Genomic DNA, 18,203 nt, shown 5'->3' with positions numbered 1-18,203 from the left:
CCGTTCGAGTGGCCGTTGTGGGCTTTTCCCGTTTGACACGGGGGCGGGATGTACCGTCACACTCCGCAGCGTCACACCAGCCACACCACGCCGCGACCCCAGGGACGAGCGCCTGGGGAGGATTCCCAGCGCCGACCGGAGAGAAGAGCGAAGTTGTCCCCGACCAGCGAGACCGCACAGGGCGGCCGCCGACTCGTCATCGTCGAGTCGCCTGCCAAGGCGAAGACGATCAAGGGCTACCTCGGCCCCGGATACGTAGTCGAGGCGAGCGTCGGGCACATCCGGGACCTTCCCAGCGGCGCCGCGGAGGTGCCGGAGAAGTACACCGGTGAGGTCCGCCGCCTCGGTGTGGACGTGGAACACGACTTCGCGCCGATCTATGTCATCAACGCGGACAAGAAGGCACAGGTAAAGAAGCTCCGGGATCTGCTGAAGGACTCCGACGAGCTCTTCCTCGCCACCGATGAGGACCGCGAGGGCGAGGCGATCGCCTGGCACCTCCAGGAGGTCCTCAAGCCGAAGATCCCCGTCAAGCGGATGGTCTTCCACGAGATCACCAAGGACGCGATCCGCGAGGCCGTCGCCAACCCGCGCGAGCTGAACAAGAAGCTGGTCGACGCCCAGGAGACCCGCCGCATCCTCGACCGCCTCTACGGCTACGAGGTATCGCCGGTCCTGTGGAAGAAGGTCATGCCGAAGCTGTCGGCGGGCCGTGTCCAGTCCGTCGCCACCCGGCTCATCGTCGAGCGCGAGCGCGAGCGCATCGCCTTCCGCTCCGCCGAGTACTGGGACCTGACCGGCACCTTCGCCACCGGCCGCGCGGGCGACTCCTCGGACCCCTCCGTGCTGGTCGCCCGCCTCCAGACCGTCGACGGCCGGCGTGTCGCCCAGGGCCGCGACTTCGACTCCCTGGGGCAGCTGAAGGGCGCCAACACCCTCCACCTCGACGAGGCGAACGCCCGCGCGCTCGCCGCCGCCCTGGAGACCACCCGGTTCTCCGTGCGCTCGGTGGAGTCCAAGCCGTACCGCCGCTCGCCGTACGCCCCGTTCCGTACGACGACCCTCCAGCAGGAGGCCAGCCGCAAGCTCGGCTTCGGCGCGAAGGCGACCATGCAGGTCGCCCAGAAGCTGTACGAGAACGGCTACATCACGTACATGCGTACGGACTCCACGACCCTGAGCGAGACGGCCATCGGCGCCGCCCGCGCCCAGGTCACGCAGCTGTACGGCGCCGACTACCTCCCGCCGCAGCCGCGCTCCTACGCCGGCAAGGTCAAGAACGCGCAGGAGGCGCACGAGGCGATCCGCCCCTCCGGCGACCGCTTCCGCACCCCCGCCGAGACCGGCCTGACCGGCGACCAGTTCAGGCTGTACGAGCTGATCTGGAAGCGGACCGTCGCCTCCCAGATGAAGGACGCGACCGGCAACAGCGTGACCGTCAAGATCGGCGGCACCTCCGCCGACGGCCGGGACGTCGAGTTCAGCGCCTCCGGTAAGACGATCACCTTCCACGGCTTCCTGAAGGCGTACGTCGAGGGCGCCGACGACCCGAACGCCGAGCTGGACGACCGCGAGCGCCGGCTGCCCCAGGTCTCCGAGGGCGACCCGCTGGCCGCCGACGAGGTCACGGTCGACGGCCACGCCACCAAGGCCCCGGCCCGCTACACCGAGGCGTCCCTGGTCAAGGAGCTGGAAGAGCGCGAGATCGGCCGCCCGTCGACGTACGCGTCGATCATCGGCACGATCCTGGACCGCGGCTACGTCTTCAAGAAGGGCACGGCCCTGGTGCCGTCCTTCCTGTCCTTCGCCGTGGTCAACCTGCTGGAGAAGCACTTCGGCCGGCTCGTCGACTACGACTTCACCGCCCGCATGGAGGACGATCTCGACCGCATCGCGCGCGGTGAGGCCAAGTCCGTGCCGTGGCTCAAGCGCTTCTACTTCGGCGAAGGCACGGACTCCGGTGCCGCGGCGGACGCGGGCAACGGCGACGGCGACCACCTCGGCGGCCTGAAGGAACTGGTCACCGACCTGGGCGCGATCGACGCCCGTGAGGTCTCCTCCTTCCCGGTGGGCGACGGGATCATGCTGCGCGTCGGCCGGTACGGCCCGTACATCGAGCGGGGCGAGAAGGACACCGAGCAGCACCAGCGCGCCGACGTCCCCGAGGACCTGGCGCCGGACGAGCTGACCGTCGAGCTGGCCGAGGAACTGCTGGCCAAGCCCAGCGGCGACTTCGAGCTTGGCGCCGACCCGGTCACCGGCCGCCAGATCATCGCCAAGGACGGCCGGTACGGCCCCTACGTCACCGAGGTGCTCCCCGAGGGCACCCCGAAGACCGGCAAGAACGCGGTCAAGCCGCGCACGGCCTCCCTCTTCAAGTCCATGGCGCTCGACACGGTCACCCTCGAGGACGCCCTGAAGCTGATGTCGCTGCCCCGCGTGGTCGGCACGGACGCCGAGGGCGTGGAGATCACCGCGCAGAACGGCCGCTACGGCCCGTATCTGAAGAAGGGCACGGACTCCCGCTCGCTCACGGCCGAGGAGCAGCTCTTCACGATCACGCTGGAGGAGGCGCTGGCGATCTACGCCCAGCCCAAGCAGCGTGGCCGGGCCGCCGCCAAGCCGCCGCTGAAGGAGCTGGGCGAGGACCCGGTCTCCGCCAAGCCGGTCGTGGTCAAGGACGGCCGCTTCGGTCCGTACGTCACCGACGGGGAGACCAACGCCACCCTGCGCTCCGGCGACAGTGTGGAGGAGATCACCCCGGAGCGCGGCTTCGAGCTGCTCGCCGAGAAGCGGGCGAAGGCGCCGGCCAAGAAGACGGCGAAGAAGGCCCCCGCGAAGAAGACGGCCCCGGCGAAGAAGACCGCCGCCAAGAAGACGGCGGCCAAGAAGACGACGACGGCCGCCAAGAAGACCACGGCGAAGAAGACGACCGCGAAGAAGACCACGGCGGCCAAGGCGACGGGCTCCGGCTCGGAGGACTGACCCCCGCTTCCCGCGCGGCCTCGCGCTCCGCGTTCGCGAACACCCCGGTACCGGTCTCGGTGCCGGGGTGTTCCGCGCGCCGGGGTGCGCCCCTCAAGGGATCAAGGGCCGAGTGTCAGGGAAGGGGTGGGGACAAGGGGGGCATGAGGGCCGGTGGCTGCGGATAGGCTGAACGCATGACGCGAGCCGAGCAGCCAACGGCCCCCAATCCAGCATCGGACGACGCCCTCGTCGCGGATTCCCGCGAGCGAGCCGTCCGTTCACTGCTGCGCCGACCCGACCTGCGCCGACTGTGGAGCGCGCAGCTCGTGAGCGGTGTCGGTGACGCCCTCGCGCTGCTCGTGCTGGTGGTGCTCGTCCTCCAGGCGGCCATCGCCGAGGGCTCCTTCGGCGGCGGATACCGGGGCGCGGCGTTCGCAGTGGCGACGGTCTTCGGTGCCCGCGTGCTGGCCACCGTGCTCTTCGGCGCCGTCCTGCTCGGCCCGCTGACCACGCTCACCGCCCAGGACGGCCCGCTCGACCGGCGCTGGACCATGGTCGGCGCCGACGGCCTGCGGGCCGCGCTGCTGATCGTGGCGCCCCTGTGGATCGACTGGATGCCGGGCGACGCCCTGACCGTCCTGCTGGCCACCGCCTTCGTCACCGGCATGGCCGAGCGGCTGTGGACGGTGTGCCGGGAGAGCGCGGCCCCCGCGCTGCTGCCCACCCCGCCCCCCGAGGGCGCGTCGGTGCGGCCGCTGCCCGACCACCTGGACGCGCTGCGCCGCCTGTCGCTGCGCACCGGCTTCGTGGCGCTCCCGCTGGCCGCCGCCGCCCTGGTCACCGCCTCCCTGTTCAACAACCTGCTGGGCACCGGCATCGCCTGGTTCGACCAGCACCACGCCGCCCTCGCGGCGTACGTCGCGGCCGGCCTGTTCGCCGCGTCCGTGTCCGTGCTGACCGCCCTGAAGCTGCCCGGCACGCGCACCCCGCGCCCGCGGTCCCCGCTGGAGGGCCTGCGCCGCCCGCGCACCGGCACCGGTGTCGACAAGGGCCGCACGGGCGCCGTGCTGCTGCTGGTCATCGCCTGCGCCGCCGTGGCCGGAGCCATCTCCGCCGCCGTCGCGGTGTGCGTGCTGCACGCCTCCGACCTGGGCGGCGGCCCGGTGCTCTACGGCCTGCTGGTGCTGGGCCTGACCGGCGGTGTCGGCGTCGGTATCCGTACCGCGCCCGCGCTGCTGCCCTCGCTGTCCCGGCGCAGGCTGCTCGCCCTGGCCATCGCCCTCACCGGCGTCGCCCTGCTGGCCGCCGGACTCGTCCCGGACGTCACCACCGTCCTGCTGATCCTCACCCTGGCCGGTGTCGGCGCGGGCATCTCCGCCAACACCGGGCACGCCCTGCTCGACCAGGAGACCGAGGACTCCCGCCGCGGCCGCGTCACCGAGCACCTGCACGCCGTCGTCCGGGTCTTCATGGCGCTCGGCGTCCTCATCGCCCCCGTCGTCGCCGGGCTCATCGGCCGCCACCGGCTGGAGAACGGCCGCTTCGTCTTCGCGCACGGCGGTGCCTCCTTCACCCTGATGCTGGTCGGCGCGCTGCTGCTGCCGGTGGCCGTGCTCGTCCTCGCCAAGGTCGACGACCGCTCCGGCATCCCGCTGCGCCAGGACATCAAGGACGCCCTGCTCGGCGGCGACGACCCGGTCACCGCCCCCGCGGGGAACGGTTTCTTCATCTCCCTGGAGGGCGGTGACGGCGCGGGCAAGTCCACCCAGGCCGAGGCCCTCGCCGAGTGGGTCCGGGCCAAGGGCCACGAGGTCGTCCTGACCCGCGAGCCGGGCGCCACCCCCGTGGGCAAGCGGCTCCGCTCGATCCTGCTGGACGTGTCCGAGGCCGGCCTGTCGCACCGCGCGGAGGCGCTGCTGTACGCCGCCGACCGTGCCGAGCACGTCGACACCGTCGTACGGCCCGCGCTGGAGCGTGGCGCGGTCGTCATCTCGGACCGGTACATCGACTCCTCCGTCGCCTACCAGGGCGCGGGCCGCGATCTGTCGCCGACCGAGATCGCCCGCATCAACCGCTGGGCCACCGGCGGTCTCGTCCCGCATCTGACCGTCCTGCTGGATGTGCCGCCGGAGGTCGCGCGGGAGCGGTTCACGGAGGCGCCGGACCGGCTGGAGTCCGAGCCGGCCGAGTTCCACGCGCGCGTGCGGGCCGGTTTCCTCACCCTCGCCGCCGCCGACCCCGGCCGCTATCTGGTCGTGGACGCGGGCCAGGAGTCCGAGGGCGTCACCTCCGTGATCCGGCACCGGCTCGACACCGTGCTGCCGCTCTCCGAGGCCGAGATCAAGGCCCAGGAGGAGGCGCGGAAGAAGGCCGAGGAGGAGGCCCGCCGCAAGGCCGAGGCAGAGGCCGCCCGCAAGGCCGAGGAAGAGCGCGTGGCGCGCGAGCGCGAGGAGCAGCTGGCCCGCCTGCGTGCCGAGGAGGAGGAGCGCAAGCGCCGCGAGCTGGAGGAGGCGCAGCGCCGCGAGGCCGAGCGGCAGGAGGAAGAGGCCCGCCGTCGCGCCGAGGAGGCGCACCGCCGTGCCGAGGAGGAGCGTCAGCGTCTGCTCGCGGAGGAGAAGGCCCGCGCCGAGGAGGAGGCCCGCCGCAGGGCCGAGGAGGAGCGGCGCCGTAAGCAGGCCGAGGAGGAGGCGCGGCAGCGCGCCGAGGCCGAGGCCCTGCGCCTGGAGAAGCAGCGCAGGGCCGAGGACGCCCTGCTGCGCGCCGAGGAGGCCCGCAGGCGCGCGGCCGAGGCCGCCGCGGCGGCCGACACCGCGGCCCGCAAGCCGGCCGAGCGGGAGCGCGCCGTTCCGGACGCCCCGGCGCCCCGCGCGGCCGACGACACGGCCGTGCTGCGCCCGGTGCGCGACGGCGGCTCCGAGTCCGAGGTGACGGCCGAGCTGCCGCAGCCGCCCGCCCCCCAGGGCGCGGCGGACGAGACGGCGCTGCTGCCGAAGTTCTCCGATCGGGGCGCCGACGAGACGGCCGTGCTGCCGCCCGTACGCGACGACGCGCCCGCCGACCGGACGCCGCCCGGGTACTTCCGCGACGAGCGGCCCGCCGAGGCCCACGACGCGGAGGACCGCACCCGCGAGATCCCGCAGCTCGGCGCCGACGGCAAGCCCCGGCGCCCGCGCCCCGACTGGGCCGAGGAGACCCCGCTGGACGACCTGCCGTCGCTCGCGGACGAACTTCTCGGGTCGTACGACGAGCGGGACGCCGACGAGCACGACGGCCGCGACCGGCGCGGCCGGGGTCGTCGCAGCTGAGCCGGCGGAACCTGGGGGCGGTGTCCACCGGAGCGCTTCGGCGCTGCGGCGGGTGCCGCCCTTCGCCGTGCGGGCCGGGCATTGTCGGTGCCCGCCCGCACAATGGACGACGGAACACGAAGTGATGGAAAGGGCGGCGTGACCCATGAGCGTCTGGGACGACCTCGTCGGGCAGGAGAAGGTGAGCGCGGCGCTCGAAGCGGCCGCGCGGGACGCCGACGCGCTCGTCACGGCCGCCGCGGCGGGCCAGCCGCCGCCGGAGGCGTCGAAGATGACCCACGCCTGGCTGTTCACCGGCCCGCCCGGCGCGGGCCGTAACCAGGCGGCGCGGGCCTTCGCCGCCGCTCTGCAGTGCGTGAGCCCCGACCGCGCCCTCGGCGGCACCCCGGGCTGCGGCTTCTGCGACGGCTGCCACACCGCACTGCTCGGCACTCACGCGGACGTCTCCTCGGTCGCGGCCGTGGGCGCGGAGATCCTGGTCAAGGACATGCGGGACACGGTCCGCAAGTCGTTCACCAGCCCGGCGACCGGCCGCTGGCAGATCATCCTGGTCGAGGACGCCGAGCGGCTGAACGAGAAGTCGGCCAACGCCGTCCTCAAGGCCGTCGAGGAGCCGGCCCCGCGCACGGTCTGGCTGTTGTGCGCACCCTCCATCGAGGACGTGCTGCCGACGATCCGCTCCCGCTGCCGCCATCTGAACCTGCGCACGCCGCCCGTCGCGGCCGTCGCCGACATGCTGGTGCGCCGCGACGGTGTCGAGCCCGACGTGGCCGCGGCCGCCGCTCGTGCCACCCAGGGGCACGTCGACCGGGCCCGGCGCCTGGCCACCGACCCCGAGGCCCGCCGCCGCCGTGCCTCGGTGCTGAAGCTGCCGCTGCGGGTGGACGAGGTCGGCGCCTGCCTCAAGGCCGCCCAGGAACTGGTCGACGCCGCCGCCGAGGACGCCAAGCAGCTCGCGGAGGAGATGGACGGCAAGGAGACCGACGAGCTGAAGACGGCGCTCGGCGCCGCGCAGGGCGGACGGCTGCCGCGCGGCACGGCGGGTGTGATGAAGGACCTGGAGGACATGCAGAAGCGGCGCCGTACCCGCACCCAGCGCGACAGCCTCGACGTGGCCCTGGGGGACCTCACCGGCTTCTACCGCGATGTCCTCGCCCTCCAGCTCGGCTCCCGTGTGGCCATCGCCAACGAGGACGCCGAGGACTCCCTCCAGCGCATCGCCCGCGCGGGCTCCCCGGAGTCCACGCTGCGCCGCATTGAGGCGATCGCCGCCTGCCGCGACGCCCTCGACCGCAATGTGGCCCCGCTGCTGGCGGTGGAGGCGATGACGATGGCCCTGCGCGCGGGGTGAGCGGGGCGTATGCGAGTTGACGCCCGGCCTCCCCCGTACGGCGCCACGATCAGGACGCACAGCACCCGGAACGTCGCGCAGGGTTACGCTCATCTGATGTACACCAGGCCCTCCCCGTCGCCCTCGCCCGCCCGGCCGTCCTTCGGGGCGTCCCCGGCGTGCCGTCCGTCCCGGCCGATGGCCGCCTCCCGCGCCACGGCCCGTGTGGCGGCCGCCCTGCTCGCGGCGTCCGTGCTGCTCGTGTCCGGCTGCGCCCCCGGCGGCGGGAGTCCGGGCGGCACGGTGGCGGCGGCGCTGGCCGCGCTGCCGCGCTCGACCCCGTCGGCGCTGTCGCCGTACTACACGCAGAAGCTGAGCTGGCGGGCGTGCGGCGCCGCCGGTTTCGAGTGCGCGACGATGAAGGTGCCGCTCGACTACGACAAGCCCGGTTCGGGCGACATCAAGCTGGCCGTCACCCGCAAGAAGGCCACCGGCAAGGGCAAGCCGCTCGGCTCGCTGCTGGTGAATCCGGGCGGTCCGGGCGGCTCCGCGATCGGCTACCTCCAGAGTTACGCGGCCATCGGCTACCCCGCCGAGGTCCGCGCCCGCTACGACATGGTCGCCGTGGACCCGCGCGGGGTGGCCCGCAGCGAGCCCGTGGAGTGCCTCGACGGCCGCCAGATGGACGCGTTCACCCTGACGGACACGACCCCGGACGACGCCAGGGAGACGGACGCGCTGACCGCCGCGGACCGGAACTTCGCCGAGGGCTGCGGGAAGCACTCCGCGCGGCTGCTGCGGCACGTCTCCACCGTCGAGGCGGCACGCGACATGGACGTCCTGCGTCAGCTGCTCGGCGACGAGAAGCTGAACTACGTGGGCGCGTCGTACGGCACCTTCCTCGGCGCGACGTACGCCGGGCTGTTCCCGCACCGCACCGGCCGGCTGGTGCTGGACGGCGCGATGGACCCCTCCCTGGACGCCCGGCAGCTCAACCTGGACCAGACGGCGGGCTTCGAGACGGCGTTCCGGGCGTTCGCCGAGGACTGCGTCAAGCAGGCCGACTGCCCCCTGGACGGCAAGGACGCGACGCCCGCGCAGGTCGGCGACCGCCTGGAGAAGTTCTTCCGCGCGCTCGACGCCCACCCGATCCCGGCCGGCGACGCGGACGGCCGCCGCCTGACCGAGTCGCTGGCGACCATCGGCGTGATCGCGGCGATGTACGACGAGAGCACCTGGCAACAGCTCCGCGAGGCGCTGAACTCGGCGATGGACGAGAACGACGGCGCGGGCCTGCTGTCCCTCTCCGACAGCTACTACGAACGCGACGCCCGTGGCCACTACAGCAACCTGATGATGGCCAACGCGGCCGTGAACTGCCTCGACCTCCCGCCCGCCTTCGACGGCCCGGAGCAGGTGGAGAAGGCGCTGCCGGAGTTCGCGAAGGCGTCCCCGGTGTTCGGCCCCAGCCTGGCCTGGGCCTCCCTGAACTGCACGTACTGGCCGGTGAAGGCCACGGGCGAGCCGCACCGCATCGAGGCGGAGGGCGCGGCGCCCATCGTGGTCGTCGGCACCACCCGCGACCCGGCGACCCCCTACCGCTGGGCCCAGTCCCTGTCCCGCCAGCTCTCCTCGGGCCGCCTCCTCACCTACGAGGGCGACGGCCACACCGCCTACGGCCGCGGCAGCACCTGCGTCGACTCCGCGATCAACACCTACCTCCTCCACGGCACCCCGCCCGCCCAGGGCAAACGCTGCACCTGACCACCCCGGGTACCGGCCCCACCCTCCGGGGCCGGTACGAACCACCCCCGCACCTGTGTAGACTTACCGACGTTGCCGATCGCACCCCGGTGCGTCCAGCACGCCGCTTTAGCTCAGATGGCCAGAGCAACGCACTCGTAATGCGTAGGTCTCGGGTTCGAATCCCGAAAGCGGCTCGGATCACCCCAGGACTCACTCGCCGTGACCTGGGGTTTTCTGTTGTCCGGGAGCGGGGCGCCGGGGAGCGGCCCCCCGCCGGGTGCGGGGGGCCGCGACCGGGGGGTCAGTCCCCGGTCGGGGTGCCCAGTTCCGTCACCTCGACCCAGTTCACCGTCTCGTCCTCGACGCGGAGCTGGTTCTCCCAGTTGTCGACGGCGATCACGGCGTACAGGACGTTCTCGCCGTCCGGTGGGCTGGCGTGGAGGAACGAGGTGGTGTCCTCGCCGAGGTATTCGACCCGGTGGGCGAGCCAGACCTGGCCGCCGTCGCCGTCGTCGTACTTCTCGGCCTTGAAGACCTCGTACCGCTTGAGGTCGGGCTCCGTGTTCGGGGCCCACTCCAGGAGGACACCGTCCTCGCGCGGTGTCGCCTTCAGGCCGGTGACGGGTGCCGGGGCGACTTGGTCGCCGTCGGTGGTCGCGGAGGCCGGGGCGGAGACGGGGGAGCGGTTGCCCGCCTTGTCGACGGCGACCACGGTGTACGTGTACGTGCGGCCGTGGTCGAGCGTCGCGTCGGTGTAGGTGGCTCCCCACACGTCGTCCCGGTAGAGGTAACCGTCGCGGTAGAGGTCGTAGCGGTCGACGTCGTCGCTGGTCGACGGGGTCCACCGCAGCACGATGCCGGTACGCGGCTCGAACACGGCCGTCACGTCGGTGGCCGGTGCGGGTGCGTGATCGCCACGGGTGGCGGACGCCGTCGCGCGCGTCGCCGAGGGGTTGCCGGCCGCGTCGACGGCGGCGACGTAGTAGGTGTAGCCCGTTCGCTCGGCGGCGGCCTTGTCGGTCCAGGAGGGCGAGGGCACCGTGGCGAGCTGGGTCACCGGTGTCTCCGGGAAGCCAGGCTCGGCTTGCTGCCGGCGGAAGACGGTGTACTTGGCCGCACCCGGGACCGGCTGCCAGGCCAGCGCCACGCCGTCCTGCCCGTCCGTCGCCGTCAGGCCGGCCGGGGCCGCCGGTGCGGTGCGGTCGACCGTGGTGGCGGACACGTCGGCGCTGCCGGTGGACTCGCGGCCGGCCTTGTCGACGGCGCGCAGCTCGTAGAAGAAGGTCTGGCCGGTCACGGGCGGCGCGTCCACGAAGGAAGGCGAGGTGAGCAGCTTGGTGCCGCTGGCCTTCGCCCAGCTCGCGCCGCTCAGCCGCCGGTACACGCGGTACCCGGCGAGGTCCATCTCCTTGTTCCGGGTCCAGCGCAGCGTGGCCTTCGCCGTCTTGCGGTCGTACGCGGCGGTGAGCCCGGTCGGCGCGAGCGGCTTCACCGTGTCGGTCTTGGCGTCGGTGCGCGGGGTGTACGTGAAGGCGGCGGAGGCGTAGCCGGTCCAGGCGACATAGTCCACGCGGAGCGTGTGCCTGCCAGCGGGGATGCGCAGGTCGACGGTCTTGCGAACGGTCGAAGAAACGTTCCGCCACAGGTCGATCCGCCGCACGCCGTCGACGTAGACGCGCATGCCGTCCTGGGTGGCCGCGGAGAGGCGGAACGGGCCGCCGGAGCCGAAGTCACGGGTGACGGACCAGCGGACGGAGAAGTTGTCCTTCGGCAGCGTCACACCGGCCGGGTCGCCGTAGCCGTAGGTCTCGGCGATCGCCGAGTCGCAGGCGGTCAGCTTGGGCGTGCCCTTGAACGAGGTGTTCGCGTAGTACTGCGCGGTCCAGGACGGCGAGGCACAGGTGACGGCGGAAGCCGGGGTGGCGGTCAGCAGACCGCCGGCGGTGGCGAACGCGGCTGTCAGTGCCGCCGCTGCCACGCGGGTACGAGTCATCACAGGAAGTGGGGCCCTTTCCGGACCTGCGGAAACACGGACAAGTGATGCTCGTGTGACGCGTGAGGTGTGGTCAGGGTTGCCCTGGATGAGCCACGTATTTCCGGTCGCTGTCAGTGCGTCAGCTTCAGGCCCGCCACACACGCGATGATCCCGAGCAGCAGCAGGATCTTGACGGTGCCGGCCGGTTCGCCGTCGAAGAGCATGGCGTAGGCCGCTGTGAGGGCCGCGCCGATGCCGACCCAGACCGCGTAACCGGTGCTGACGGGGACCGTGCGGAGGGCGAAGGCCAGGCCCGACATGCTGAGCAGCAGGCCGAGTACGAAGATCACGGACGGGAGCGGGCGGCTGAAGCCTTCCGACTTGCCGAGGGCTGTCGCCCACACCGCTTCCAGCATTCCGGACAGTACGAGCGCGATCCATCCCATGGAGAACTCCCACGCGCCGTCTTGTCGTGTGCTGGGTACGGCGCACCTCGTCCAGGAGCCGCGATCGAGCTCTGTCAGCCATGGTCGCACAGGCGCCGCGCGCTCACTTCGCGTCCGCGTAGCACTCCACCACGGCCGTGCTGAACGGGAAGCGGACCGGGGTGTCGCCGAAGGTGAGGCGGGCCGCCAGGGCGGAGGCTTCCCGGATGGCCGCGGCGACCTGCTCGGCCTCCTCGGCGGGGCAGTGCACGATGACCTCGTCGTGCTGGAAGAAGACCAGCTCGGCGGCGAGGTCCGCGCACGCGCGGCGCAGGGCCGCCAGGAGCAGCAGGGTCCAGTCGGCCGCGCTGCCCTGGACGACGAAGTTGCGGGCGAAGCGGCCCCGGCCGCGGTCGGTGGACGTGCCGCCGCGATCCCTGCCATCCCTGCCGTCCCCGCCTTCCTCGCCGAGCGGGATGCCCGCCTCCTCCGCCGCGTCCGCGCCGGCCACCGGCGGGCAGGTGCGGCCCAGCCAGGTGCGGACCAGGCGGCCCTCCTCGCCCGCGCGGGCCGCCTCGTCCACGTAGGCCACGGCCTTCGGGTAGCGGCGGCGCAGCGCGGCCAGGTTCTTCAGGCCGTCGCCCGAGGTCTGGCCGTAGATCGCGCCGAGGACGGCCAGCTTGGCCTGGTCGCGGTCGCCGGAGAAGGCGCGCTCGGACACGGACTGGTAGAGGTCGCTCTCGCGGGCCGCGACCTCCATCAGGCCGGGGTCGCGGGAGATCGCCGCCAGCACCCTGGGCTCCATCTGGGCGGCGTCGGCCACCACCAGCCGCCAGCCGGGGTCGGCCACGACCGCGCGCCGGATCACCTTGGGTATCTGCAGCGCGCCCCCGCCGTTGGTGACCCAGCGCCCGGTGACCGTGCCGCCCGCGAGGAACTCGGGACGGAACCGGCCCTCGCGCACCCAGTCCCGCAGCCAGGACCAGCCGTGCGCCACCCAGATCCGGTACAGCCGCTTGTACTCCAGCAGCGGGGCCACGGCCGGGTGGTCGAGGGACTGGATCTCCCAGCGGCGGGTGGATCCGACCTTGATCCCGGCCCGCGCGAAGGCCCTGATCACATCGGCCGGGAGATCCGGGCGCACCCGGTGGCCGAAGGCCGTGGACACCTCGTCGGCCAGCTCGGCGAGGCGGCGCGGTTCGCCGCCGCCCGCGTACCGCTCGCCCAGGAGGTCGGTGAGCAGGGCGCGGTGCACGTCCGCGCGCCAGGGCAGGCCCGCGCGGTTCATCTCGGCGGCCACCAGCATGCCCGCCGACTCCGCGCTGGTCAGCAGGCGCATCCGGTCGGGGTGGGCGGTCCGCTCGTGTCTTCGCTGTTGTTCGGCGTAGACCTCGAGGAGGTCGGTCAGCGGCATCCGGGTGCCGGACGGCTCGAACAGCGAGGACTGGGCGCCCGGTTCGGCCGCGCGCTGCGGCGGGTCGGGCGGTACGGGGCCGCCCCGGAGGCGGGCCAGGGCGGCGGCGGCCGAGCGTGGTTCGCCGTACCGCCCCTCGTGGCCCAGGAGCAGGGTCTCGGCGTCCTCGATGTCGTAGCACCGCTCCACTCGCACCCCCGTGGCGAGCAGGCGCGGGTAGACCTCGGAGGTCGACCTCCACACCCAGCGTCCGGTCTCCGGGCGGCTCCGCACCGCCTGGGCGAGATCGCTCTCGCGCCGGACCGGACCGGCGGGCAGCCCGTCCGGGCCGAGGGGGGCGACGTCCACGCCACCGTCCTCGGCCGGTGCGAGCGCCCACCGGTCGGTCATGCGTGTGAGTGTGGCAGGGGGGTCTGACAATGGTGCTGACCTGCGCTTTCGACGCGCGGGTCAGCTGTCCTGCGCGTCGTCCGGGTGGGTGGCCGCCTGCTGGGCCGAGGTGGCCGCCTTCTTCTGCTCCAGGAGCAGGGCCAGCACCCGGTTCACGTACTCCTCGGTGCCCTCCTTGGTGATGCCGAGGCCGGCGAGGACGCCCTCGCCGTTCTCCTGCTCCAGCAGGGCCAGCAGGATGTGCTCGGTGCCGATGTAGTTGTGGCCGAGCCGGAGCGCCTCGCGGAAGGTGAGTTCCAGGGCCTTCTTGGCCTCGGGGCCGTAGGGGACCAGGTCGGGGGTGGTCCCGGTGGCCGGGGGGAGCGCGGCGGTCGCGGCCTGGCGTACGGCGTCGGCCTCGACGCCCTGCGCGGCCATCGCCTTCACCGCGATGCCCTCCGGCTCGGCCAGCAGGCCGAGGACCAGGTGCTCGGGGCGCCCCTCCGCGTTGCGCGCGGTCACCGCCGCGTTGTGCGCCGCCATGACGACGTTGCGGGCGCGGGGGGTGTAGCGGCTGAAGCCCTGGTTGGGGTCGAGATCGGCCGACTCCTTGGAGACGAACCGCTTCTGGGCCGCCTGCCGGGTCACCCCCATGCTCTTGCCGATGTCGGTCCAGGACGCGCCGGAGCGACGGGCCTGGTCCACGAAGTGCCCGATCAGATGGTCCGCCACATCGCCCAGGTGATCCGCGGCGATCACCGCGTCCTGGAGTTGTTCGAGGGGCTCGGCGTGGGCGGTCTTGATGGCCTCGATGAGGTCGTCGAGGCGTACGGATGCCGTGACTTTCGGGTTGGTCGCCATGTGACAACCGTAGGTTGACACTTCGACACTGTCAACCGATGGTTGACACCCCTTTTCGGGTCCCCGGCTCACACGGGGCGCCGTTGTCCACACCCTGTGGACAACTTTGGTGGCCTGTCGGCGGGACATGGCACGATCGACCATGTGACCAGCACTGCCAGCACCGTCGAACGCGCCTTCGCGGCCGCTCTCTACGACGACACCGACTCGGGGCTCGACACCGGCGCGTCCCTGCTCGCCGCCGACACCGGTGCCGACGCCGAACTCACCCGGCGCGGCGAGGAGTTCATGGCGGCGGCCTGGCAGCGCGGGTGGCAGCCCGCCGATGTGGCGCGGCTGGTGCGCCGGGAGCTGGAGGACGCCCACCTCGGCCTCGCCGCAGGGCTGATCCGCGCCCAGGCGGCGAAGGACCGGCCGCGCGGGCACCGCTGGACCGCCCAGCTCGACGCCCTCGCCGACCAGCCGGACGCCCGCCCCACCGACCGCTTCTCGTACGCCACCACCGTCCTGGAGCTGTACCGGCTGCTGCTGCGCCTGCCCACGCTGGAGCCGCTGGAGGAACCCCGGCGGCCCGCCGGACCGGGCACCTCCCGCACCCTCGGCCGTATCCGCGCCCTGCTCGCCAAGGCCGAGGGCACCGGGTATCCGGAGGAGGCCGAGGCGCTCACCGCCAAGGCGCAGGAGCTGATGGCCCGGCACAGTGTCGACGAGGCGCTGCTCGCCGCCTCCGCCCCGGCGCCGGACGCCCCCGGAGCCTGCCGGACAGGCGTCGAGCCGCCGTACGAGCAGGCCAAGGCCGTGCTGCTGGACGCGGTCGCCCGCGCCAACCACTGCCGCGCGGTGTGGAACGAACCGTTCGCCTTCTCCACGGTCGTCGGCTTCGAGGCGGACCTGGAGGCGGTCGAGCTGCTGTACACCTCGCTGCTGGTGCAGGCCACGCACGCGATGGCCAGGGCGGAGGCGGCGCAGCGGGCCGGGGGCCGCAAGCGGACCAAGACCTTCCGGCAGTCGTTCCTCGCCGCCTACGCCCACCGCGTCGGCGACCGGCTCGCGGCCGCCGCCGAGAGCCAGGTCAGCCGGGATCTGCTGCCGGTGCTGGTCACCCGCGAGACGGCGGTGACCGACCGCGTGGAGAGCATGTTCCCGCAGACGACCACCACCCGGCTGCGCGGCGTCAGCGACGAGGCCGGGTGGACGGAAGGAGCGAGAGCGGCGGACGAGGCCCAGGTCAGATCCCGCCGACCACTGCCGTGAGGACGCCGCCGTCGGCCATACCGGGGGTCGCCACGGCCGAGGGCCGCACGGAGGCGGCCCGCGCCCCGGCGGGGCCCTAGTCGCCCACCTGCTGGAACGCGCTCACCGACGCGTCCAGGCCGTCCGCGCCCTTGCCCGCGACCGGGCCGAACTTCCACGGGAAGCTCTTCGTGTCCCCGCCGCCCGGCAGCGTGACCTCCATGGTGCTCGCCTTGAGGGCCTTGGCATCGCCGTCCGCGCCGCGTACGTAGGAGACGGTGAAGGTCGCCGAGGCGCCCTTGGCCAGCTTCAGGGTCTGCGCCTGCGCGCCCTCGCTCACCGGCAGCTTCACCGACCGGTCGCCCTGGCGCAGGGTGACGCCGGGGAAGTGGTCCAGGGTGCAGGGGGCGCTCTGGTTGGTGATGCTGACCGGCACCTCGCCGCTGTCCCCGGCGGCGGGCGCGACGCTCGCGGAACCGACCTCCAGGGCGACCGCGCCGGTCGCGCAGCCCGATCCGGTCTTGCTCTTGGCGCCGTCCGCGCCGCCGTTGCCGCCGTCGTCGCAGGCGGTCAGGGCGAGGGCGGCGGCGAGAGCGGTGAGGGTGAGCGGAATGACACGGCGCATGTACTGGTCCCATCGAGATCGTGACGTCTCCCCGCATCATGGCGCCTTCGCGCGGGGACCGAGCACGCACCCCCGCCGATTCACCACTTCAGGCGGAGATGACGGGAAAGGGGAAACAGGAGAGACCGGCCTACGAGGGCTGGAGACTCGTCGGCAGCCCGGTGGGCAGCTTGCCGCCCTCGGCCCTGGTGTACGACTCCGACCCGGCGCTCCCCTTCCAGGTCACCTTCAGCGCCTTGCCGCTGACCGAGTCGACCGTGCCCTCGGCCCGGCTGTCGTCGCCGCCCTGGCAGCTCAGCCGGATCACGCCCTTACCGGCCTGCTCGCCCGCCGTACCGCTGCACACCGTGCCGCCGGTCACGAACAGCCCGGCCTGCTTCCCGGTGATCACCAGGGCGACGATCTTGCCCCCGCCGGTGGTGATCCAGCTGCCCTGGAGCCGGTCGGAGGCGTCGGCGCCGCCGGAGCCGTCCGCGCCGGAGGGGGCCGGGGCCGCGCTGCTCGTGGCGGGGGAGTCGTCCGGTGAGCCGTCTCCGCCGCACGCCGTCACGGTGAGCGCGAGCGCGCCCACCAGTCCCGCCGCCGCAGCGGCCCGCACCTTCGCCGTAGCCGTCGTCACGTCAAGCTCCCAACCAGTAGCCGGTCGCCCCGCCGGCCGTGCGCGAGGCCCCCCTGAGCCGGAGGTCCGCAGCAAGTTACCAGCCGTTACCCGGGGGATCGCGGGACACCGGGGAACAGGAAGGGCCCGGCGCGCGTCTCTGCCCGGGGCGGGACGTTCCGATCCGGACGACCTGGCGCGGAAGCGCGTGCGCGGAGCCCGCGCGCGCATGCCGAAAGCCGCTTCGGGGCAGACGCGTCAACATCACCTGCCCCGAGGCTCGGGTAAAGCGGACGTCAAAGCTGTAACCGCGGGAACACCCGCCGTGCACGTGCATCTGCCCATTCATCTGCACATGAACAAGGTTATGATCCGGGTCGATCGACCAGCACGACGTCGATCAGTGCGACATCGACCAGAGCATCCATGGCCACATCAGACAGTGCACAGCGGGGAGCGACCTGTGGACCGCTACGTTGACGGCGTGTACGGGGGGTACGACGTGTACAACGGCATGACTGCCACGCAGCTGGACGGCGTGGCCTGGCAGAAGAGCCGCCACAGCAACTCCCAGGGTTCCTGCGTGGAGTTCGCGCGGCTGCCCGGCGGCGAGGTGGCCGTACGCAACTCGCGCTTCCCGGACGGGCCCGCGCTGGTCTACACCCGCGCGGAGATCGAGGCGATGCTCCTCGGCATCAAGGACGGCGAGTTCGACCACCTCATCGCCGGCTGACCCCGCCACCGGCGGGCCTTGGCGGCAGCCGCGCTGGCAACGATGTCAAAAGCCGTGACCAGCAAGGGAGTTCCGGCCGCTCAGTCGGCGCTTCCCAGCCGGAACAGCGCCCAGACCAGCTTGCCGCCGGCCTCGCCCGCGACCGGGTGCCAGCCCCAGCCGTCCGCGAAGGACTCCACCAGCAGCAGCCCCCGGCCCGACTCGGCGGAGAAGTCGTCCTCCGTCTCGCGCGGCACGGGCGTCTCGTCGCTCGGGTCGCGCACCGCGCACACCAGCCGGCCGGTCCAGCGCAGCAGATGCAGCCGGACGGGCGCCGACTGCGTGGCGCCGGGCGGGAGTTCGGCGGGCAGCGCGTGGCGCAGGGCGTTGGTGACGAGTTCGGAGACGACCAGGGCGATGTCGTCGAAGCGGTCGCCGACGTCCCAGTGGCCGAGGGTGGAGCGGGTGAAGCGCCGGGCCTCGCGGACCGCCTCGTAACGGGCGGGCAGGGCACAGGAGGCGGCTTCGGACACGGCCGTGGGGTCCAGCGGCGGAAGGCCCTGCCGTAACGGCTTGAGCATGGTCGATCCATTCGTCCCCATGCGAGGCACTCCCGGGATTCGCGGTCGTTGCGAGGCAGCGG

At 73.0% G+C, this 18,203-nt stretch carries 13 protein-coding genes, 1 tRNA gene and 1 riboswitch; of the genes, 7 read left to right on the top strand and 7 right to left on the bottom strand.

The annotated features are described in order from the left end of the window. Positions 1-153: 153 nt before the first annotated feature. The 5 genes from topA (at position 154) to ACIGA3_RS16485 (ending at position 9,542) form a co-directional block, all read left to right on the top strand. On the top strand, positions 154-2,985 hold the full coding sequence (topA, locus tag ACIGA3_RS16505; protein ID WP_399715668.1) for a type I DNA topoisomerase: 2,832 nt from the start codon (positions 154-156) through the stop codon (positions 2,983-2,985). Between the two features lie 176 nt (positions 2,986-3,161). Then, complete coding sequence (gene tmk, locus ACIGA3_RS16500) at positions 3,162-6,272, top strand: dTMP kinase (RefSeq protein ID WP_399715666.1); 3,111 nt, start codon at positions 3,162-3,164, stop codon at positions 6,270-6,272. A gap of 145 nt (positions 6,273-6,417) precedes the next feature. Then, on the top strand, positions 6,418-7,623 hold the full coding sequence (locus ACIGA3_RS16495) for a DNA polymerase III subunit delta' (protein WP_399715663.1): 1,206 nt from the start codon (positions 6,418-6,420) through the stop codon (positions 7,621-7,623). A gap of 96 nt (positions 7,624-7,719) precedes the next feature. After that, the gene (locus ACIGA3_RS16490) at positions 7,720-9,366 is read left to right on the top strand and encodes an alpha/beta hydrolase (RefSeq protein WP_399715660.1); all 1,647 of its coding nucleotides are present in this window, start codon (positions 7,720-7,722) and stop codon (positions 9,364-9,366) included. 102 nt (positions 9,367-9,468) lie between these two features. Continuing rightward, a tRNA-Thr gene (locus tag ACIGA3_RS16485) sits at positions 9,469-9,542 on the top strand. A 107-nt stretch (positions 9,543-9,649) separates the two neighbouring features. On the opposite strand, the gene ACIGA3_RS16480 is transcribed toward ACIGA3_RS16485, so the two are convergent. The 4 genes from ACIGA3_RS16480 to ACIGA3_RS16465 form a co-directional block, all read right to left on the bottom strand. After that, entirely contained in the window at positions 9,650-11,341 is a 1,692-nt protein-coding gene (locus ACIGA3_RS16480; RefSeq protein ID WP_399715656.1) for a fibronectin type III domain-containing protein, read from the bottom strand. A gap of 113 nt (positions 11,342-11,454) precedes the next feature. After that, entirely contained in the window at positions 11,455-11,769 is a 315-nt protein-coding gene (locus tag ACIGA3_RS16475) for a DMT family transporter (RefSeq protein ID WP_399715653.1), read from the bottom strand. A 10-nt stretch (positions 11,770-11,779) separates the two neighbouring features. After that, positions 11,780-11,844: riboswitch (guanidine-III (ykkC-III) riboswitch) on the bottom strand. Between the two features lie 28 nt (positions 11,845-11,872). After that, positions 11,873-13,552: a bifunctional 3'-5' exonuclease/DNA polymerase gene (locus ACIGA3_RS16470; RefSeq protein ID WP_399715650.1), complete on the bottom strand. Its 1,680-nt coding sequence runs from the start codon at positions 13,550-13,552 to the stop codon at positions 11,873-11,875. A gap of 60 nt (positions 13,553-13,612) precedes the next feature. After that, complete coding sequence (locus ACIGA3_RS16465) at positions 13,613-14,392, bottom strand: Clp protease N-terminal domain-containing protein (RefSeq protein WP_399715648.1); 780 nt, start codon at positions 14,390-14,392, stop codon at positions 13,613-13,615. 144 nt (positions 14,393-14,536) lie between these two features. Between ACIGA3_RS16465 and ACIGA3_RS16460 the strand changes: the two genes are divergently transcribed. Further along, positions 14,537-15,646, top strand: coding sequence for a DUF2786 domain-containing protein (locus ACIGA3_RS16460; RefSeq protein ID WP_399715645.1), 1,110 nt, complete (start codon positions 14,537-14,539; stop codon positions 15,644-15,646). Between the two features lie 76 nt (positions 15,647-15,722). On the opposite strand, the gene ACIGA3_RS16455 is transcribed toward ACIGA3_RS16460, so the two are convergent. After that, complete coding sequence (locus ACIGA3_RS16455; RefSeq protein ID WP_399715643.1) at positions 15,723-16,250, bottom strand: DUF4232 domain-containing protein; 528 nt, start codon at positions 16,248-16,250, stop codon at positions 15,723-15,725. 130 nt (positions 16,251-16,380) lie between these two features. Beyond that, a complete protein-coding gene (locus tag ACIGA3_RS16450) occupies positions 16,381-16,869 on the bottom strand; it encodes a hypothetical protein (RefSeq protein ID WP_399715641.1) in 489 nt (162 codons plus the stop codon). Positions 16,870-17,362: 493 nt separating this feature from the next. Here ACIGA3_RS16450 and ACIGA3_RS16445 point away from each other — a divergent pair, with 493 nt between their 5' ends. Next, positions 17,363-17,581 carry a DUF397 domain-containing protein gene (locus ACIGA3_RS16445; protein WP_203617983.1) on the top strand — a complete coding sequence of 73 codons (219 nt, stop codon included), beginning with the start codon at positions 17,363-17,365 and terminating at the stop codon, positions 17,579-17,581. Between the two features lie 80 nt (positions 17,582-17,661). On the opposite strand, the gene ACIGA3_RS16440 is transcribed toward ACIGA3_RS16445, so the two are convergent. Continuing rightward, positions 17,662-18,141: an ATP-binding protein gene (locus ACIGA3_RS16440; protein WP_399715638.1), complete on the bottom strand. Its 480-nt coding sequence runs from the start codon at positions 18,139-18,141 to the stop codon at positions 17,662-17,664. Positions 18,142-18,203 lie beyond the last annotated feature (62 nt).

The sequence above is a fragment of the Streptomyces sp. NPDC085596 genome (genome assembly GCF_044541565.1).
GTDB lineage: Bacteria > Actinomycetota > Actinomycetes > Streptomycetales > Streptomycetaceae > Streptomyces.
The sequence above is the reverse complement of the archived record's forward strand: the minus strand, read 5'-3'. Positions and strand labels throughout refer to the sequence as shown.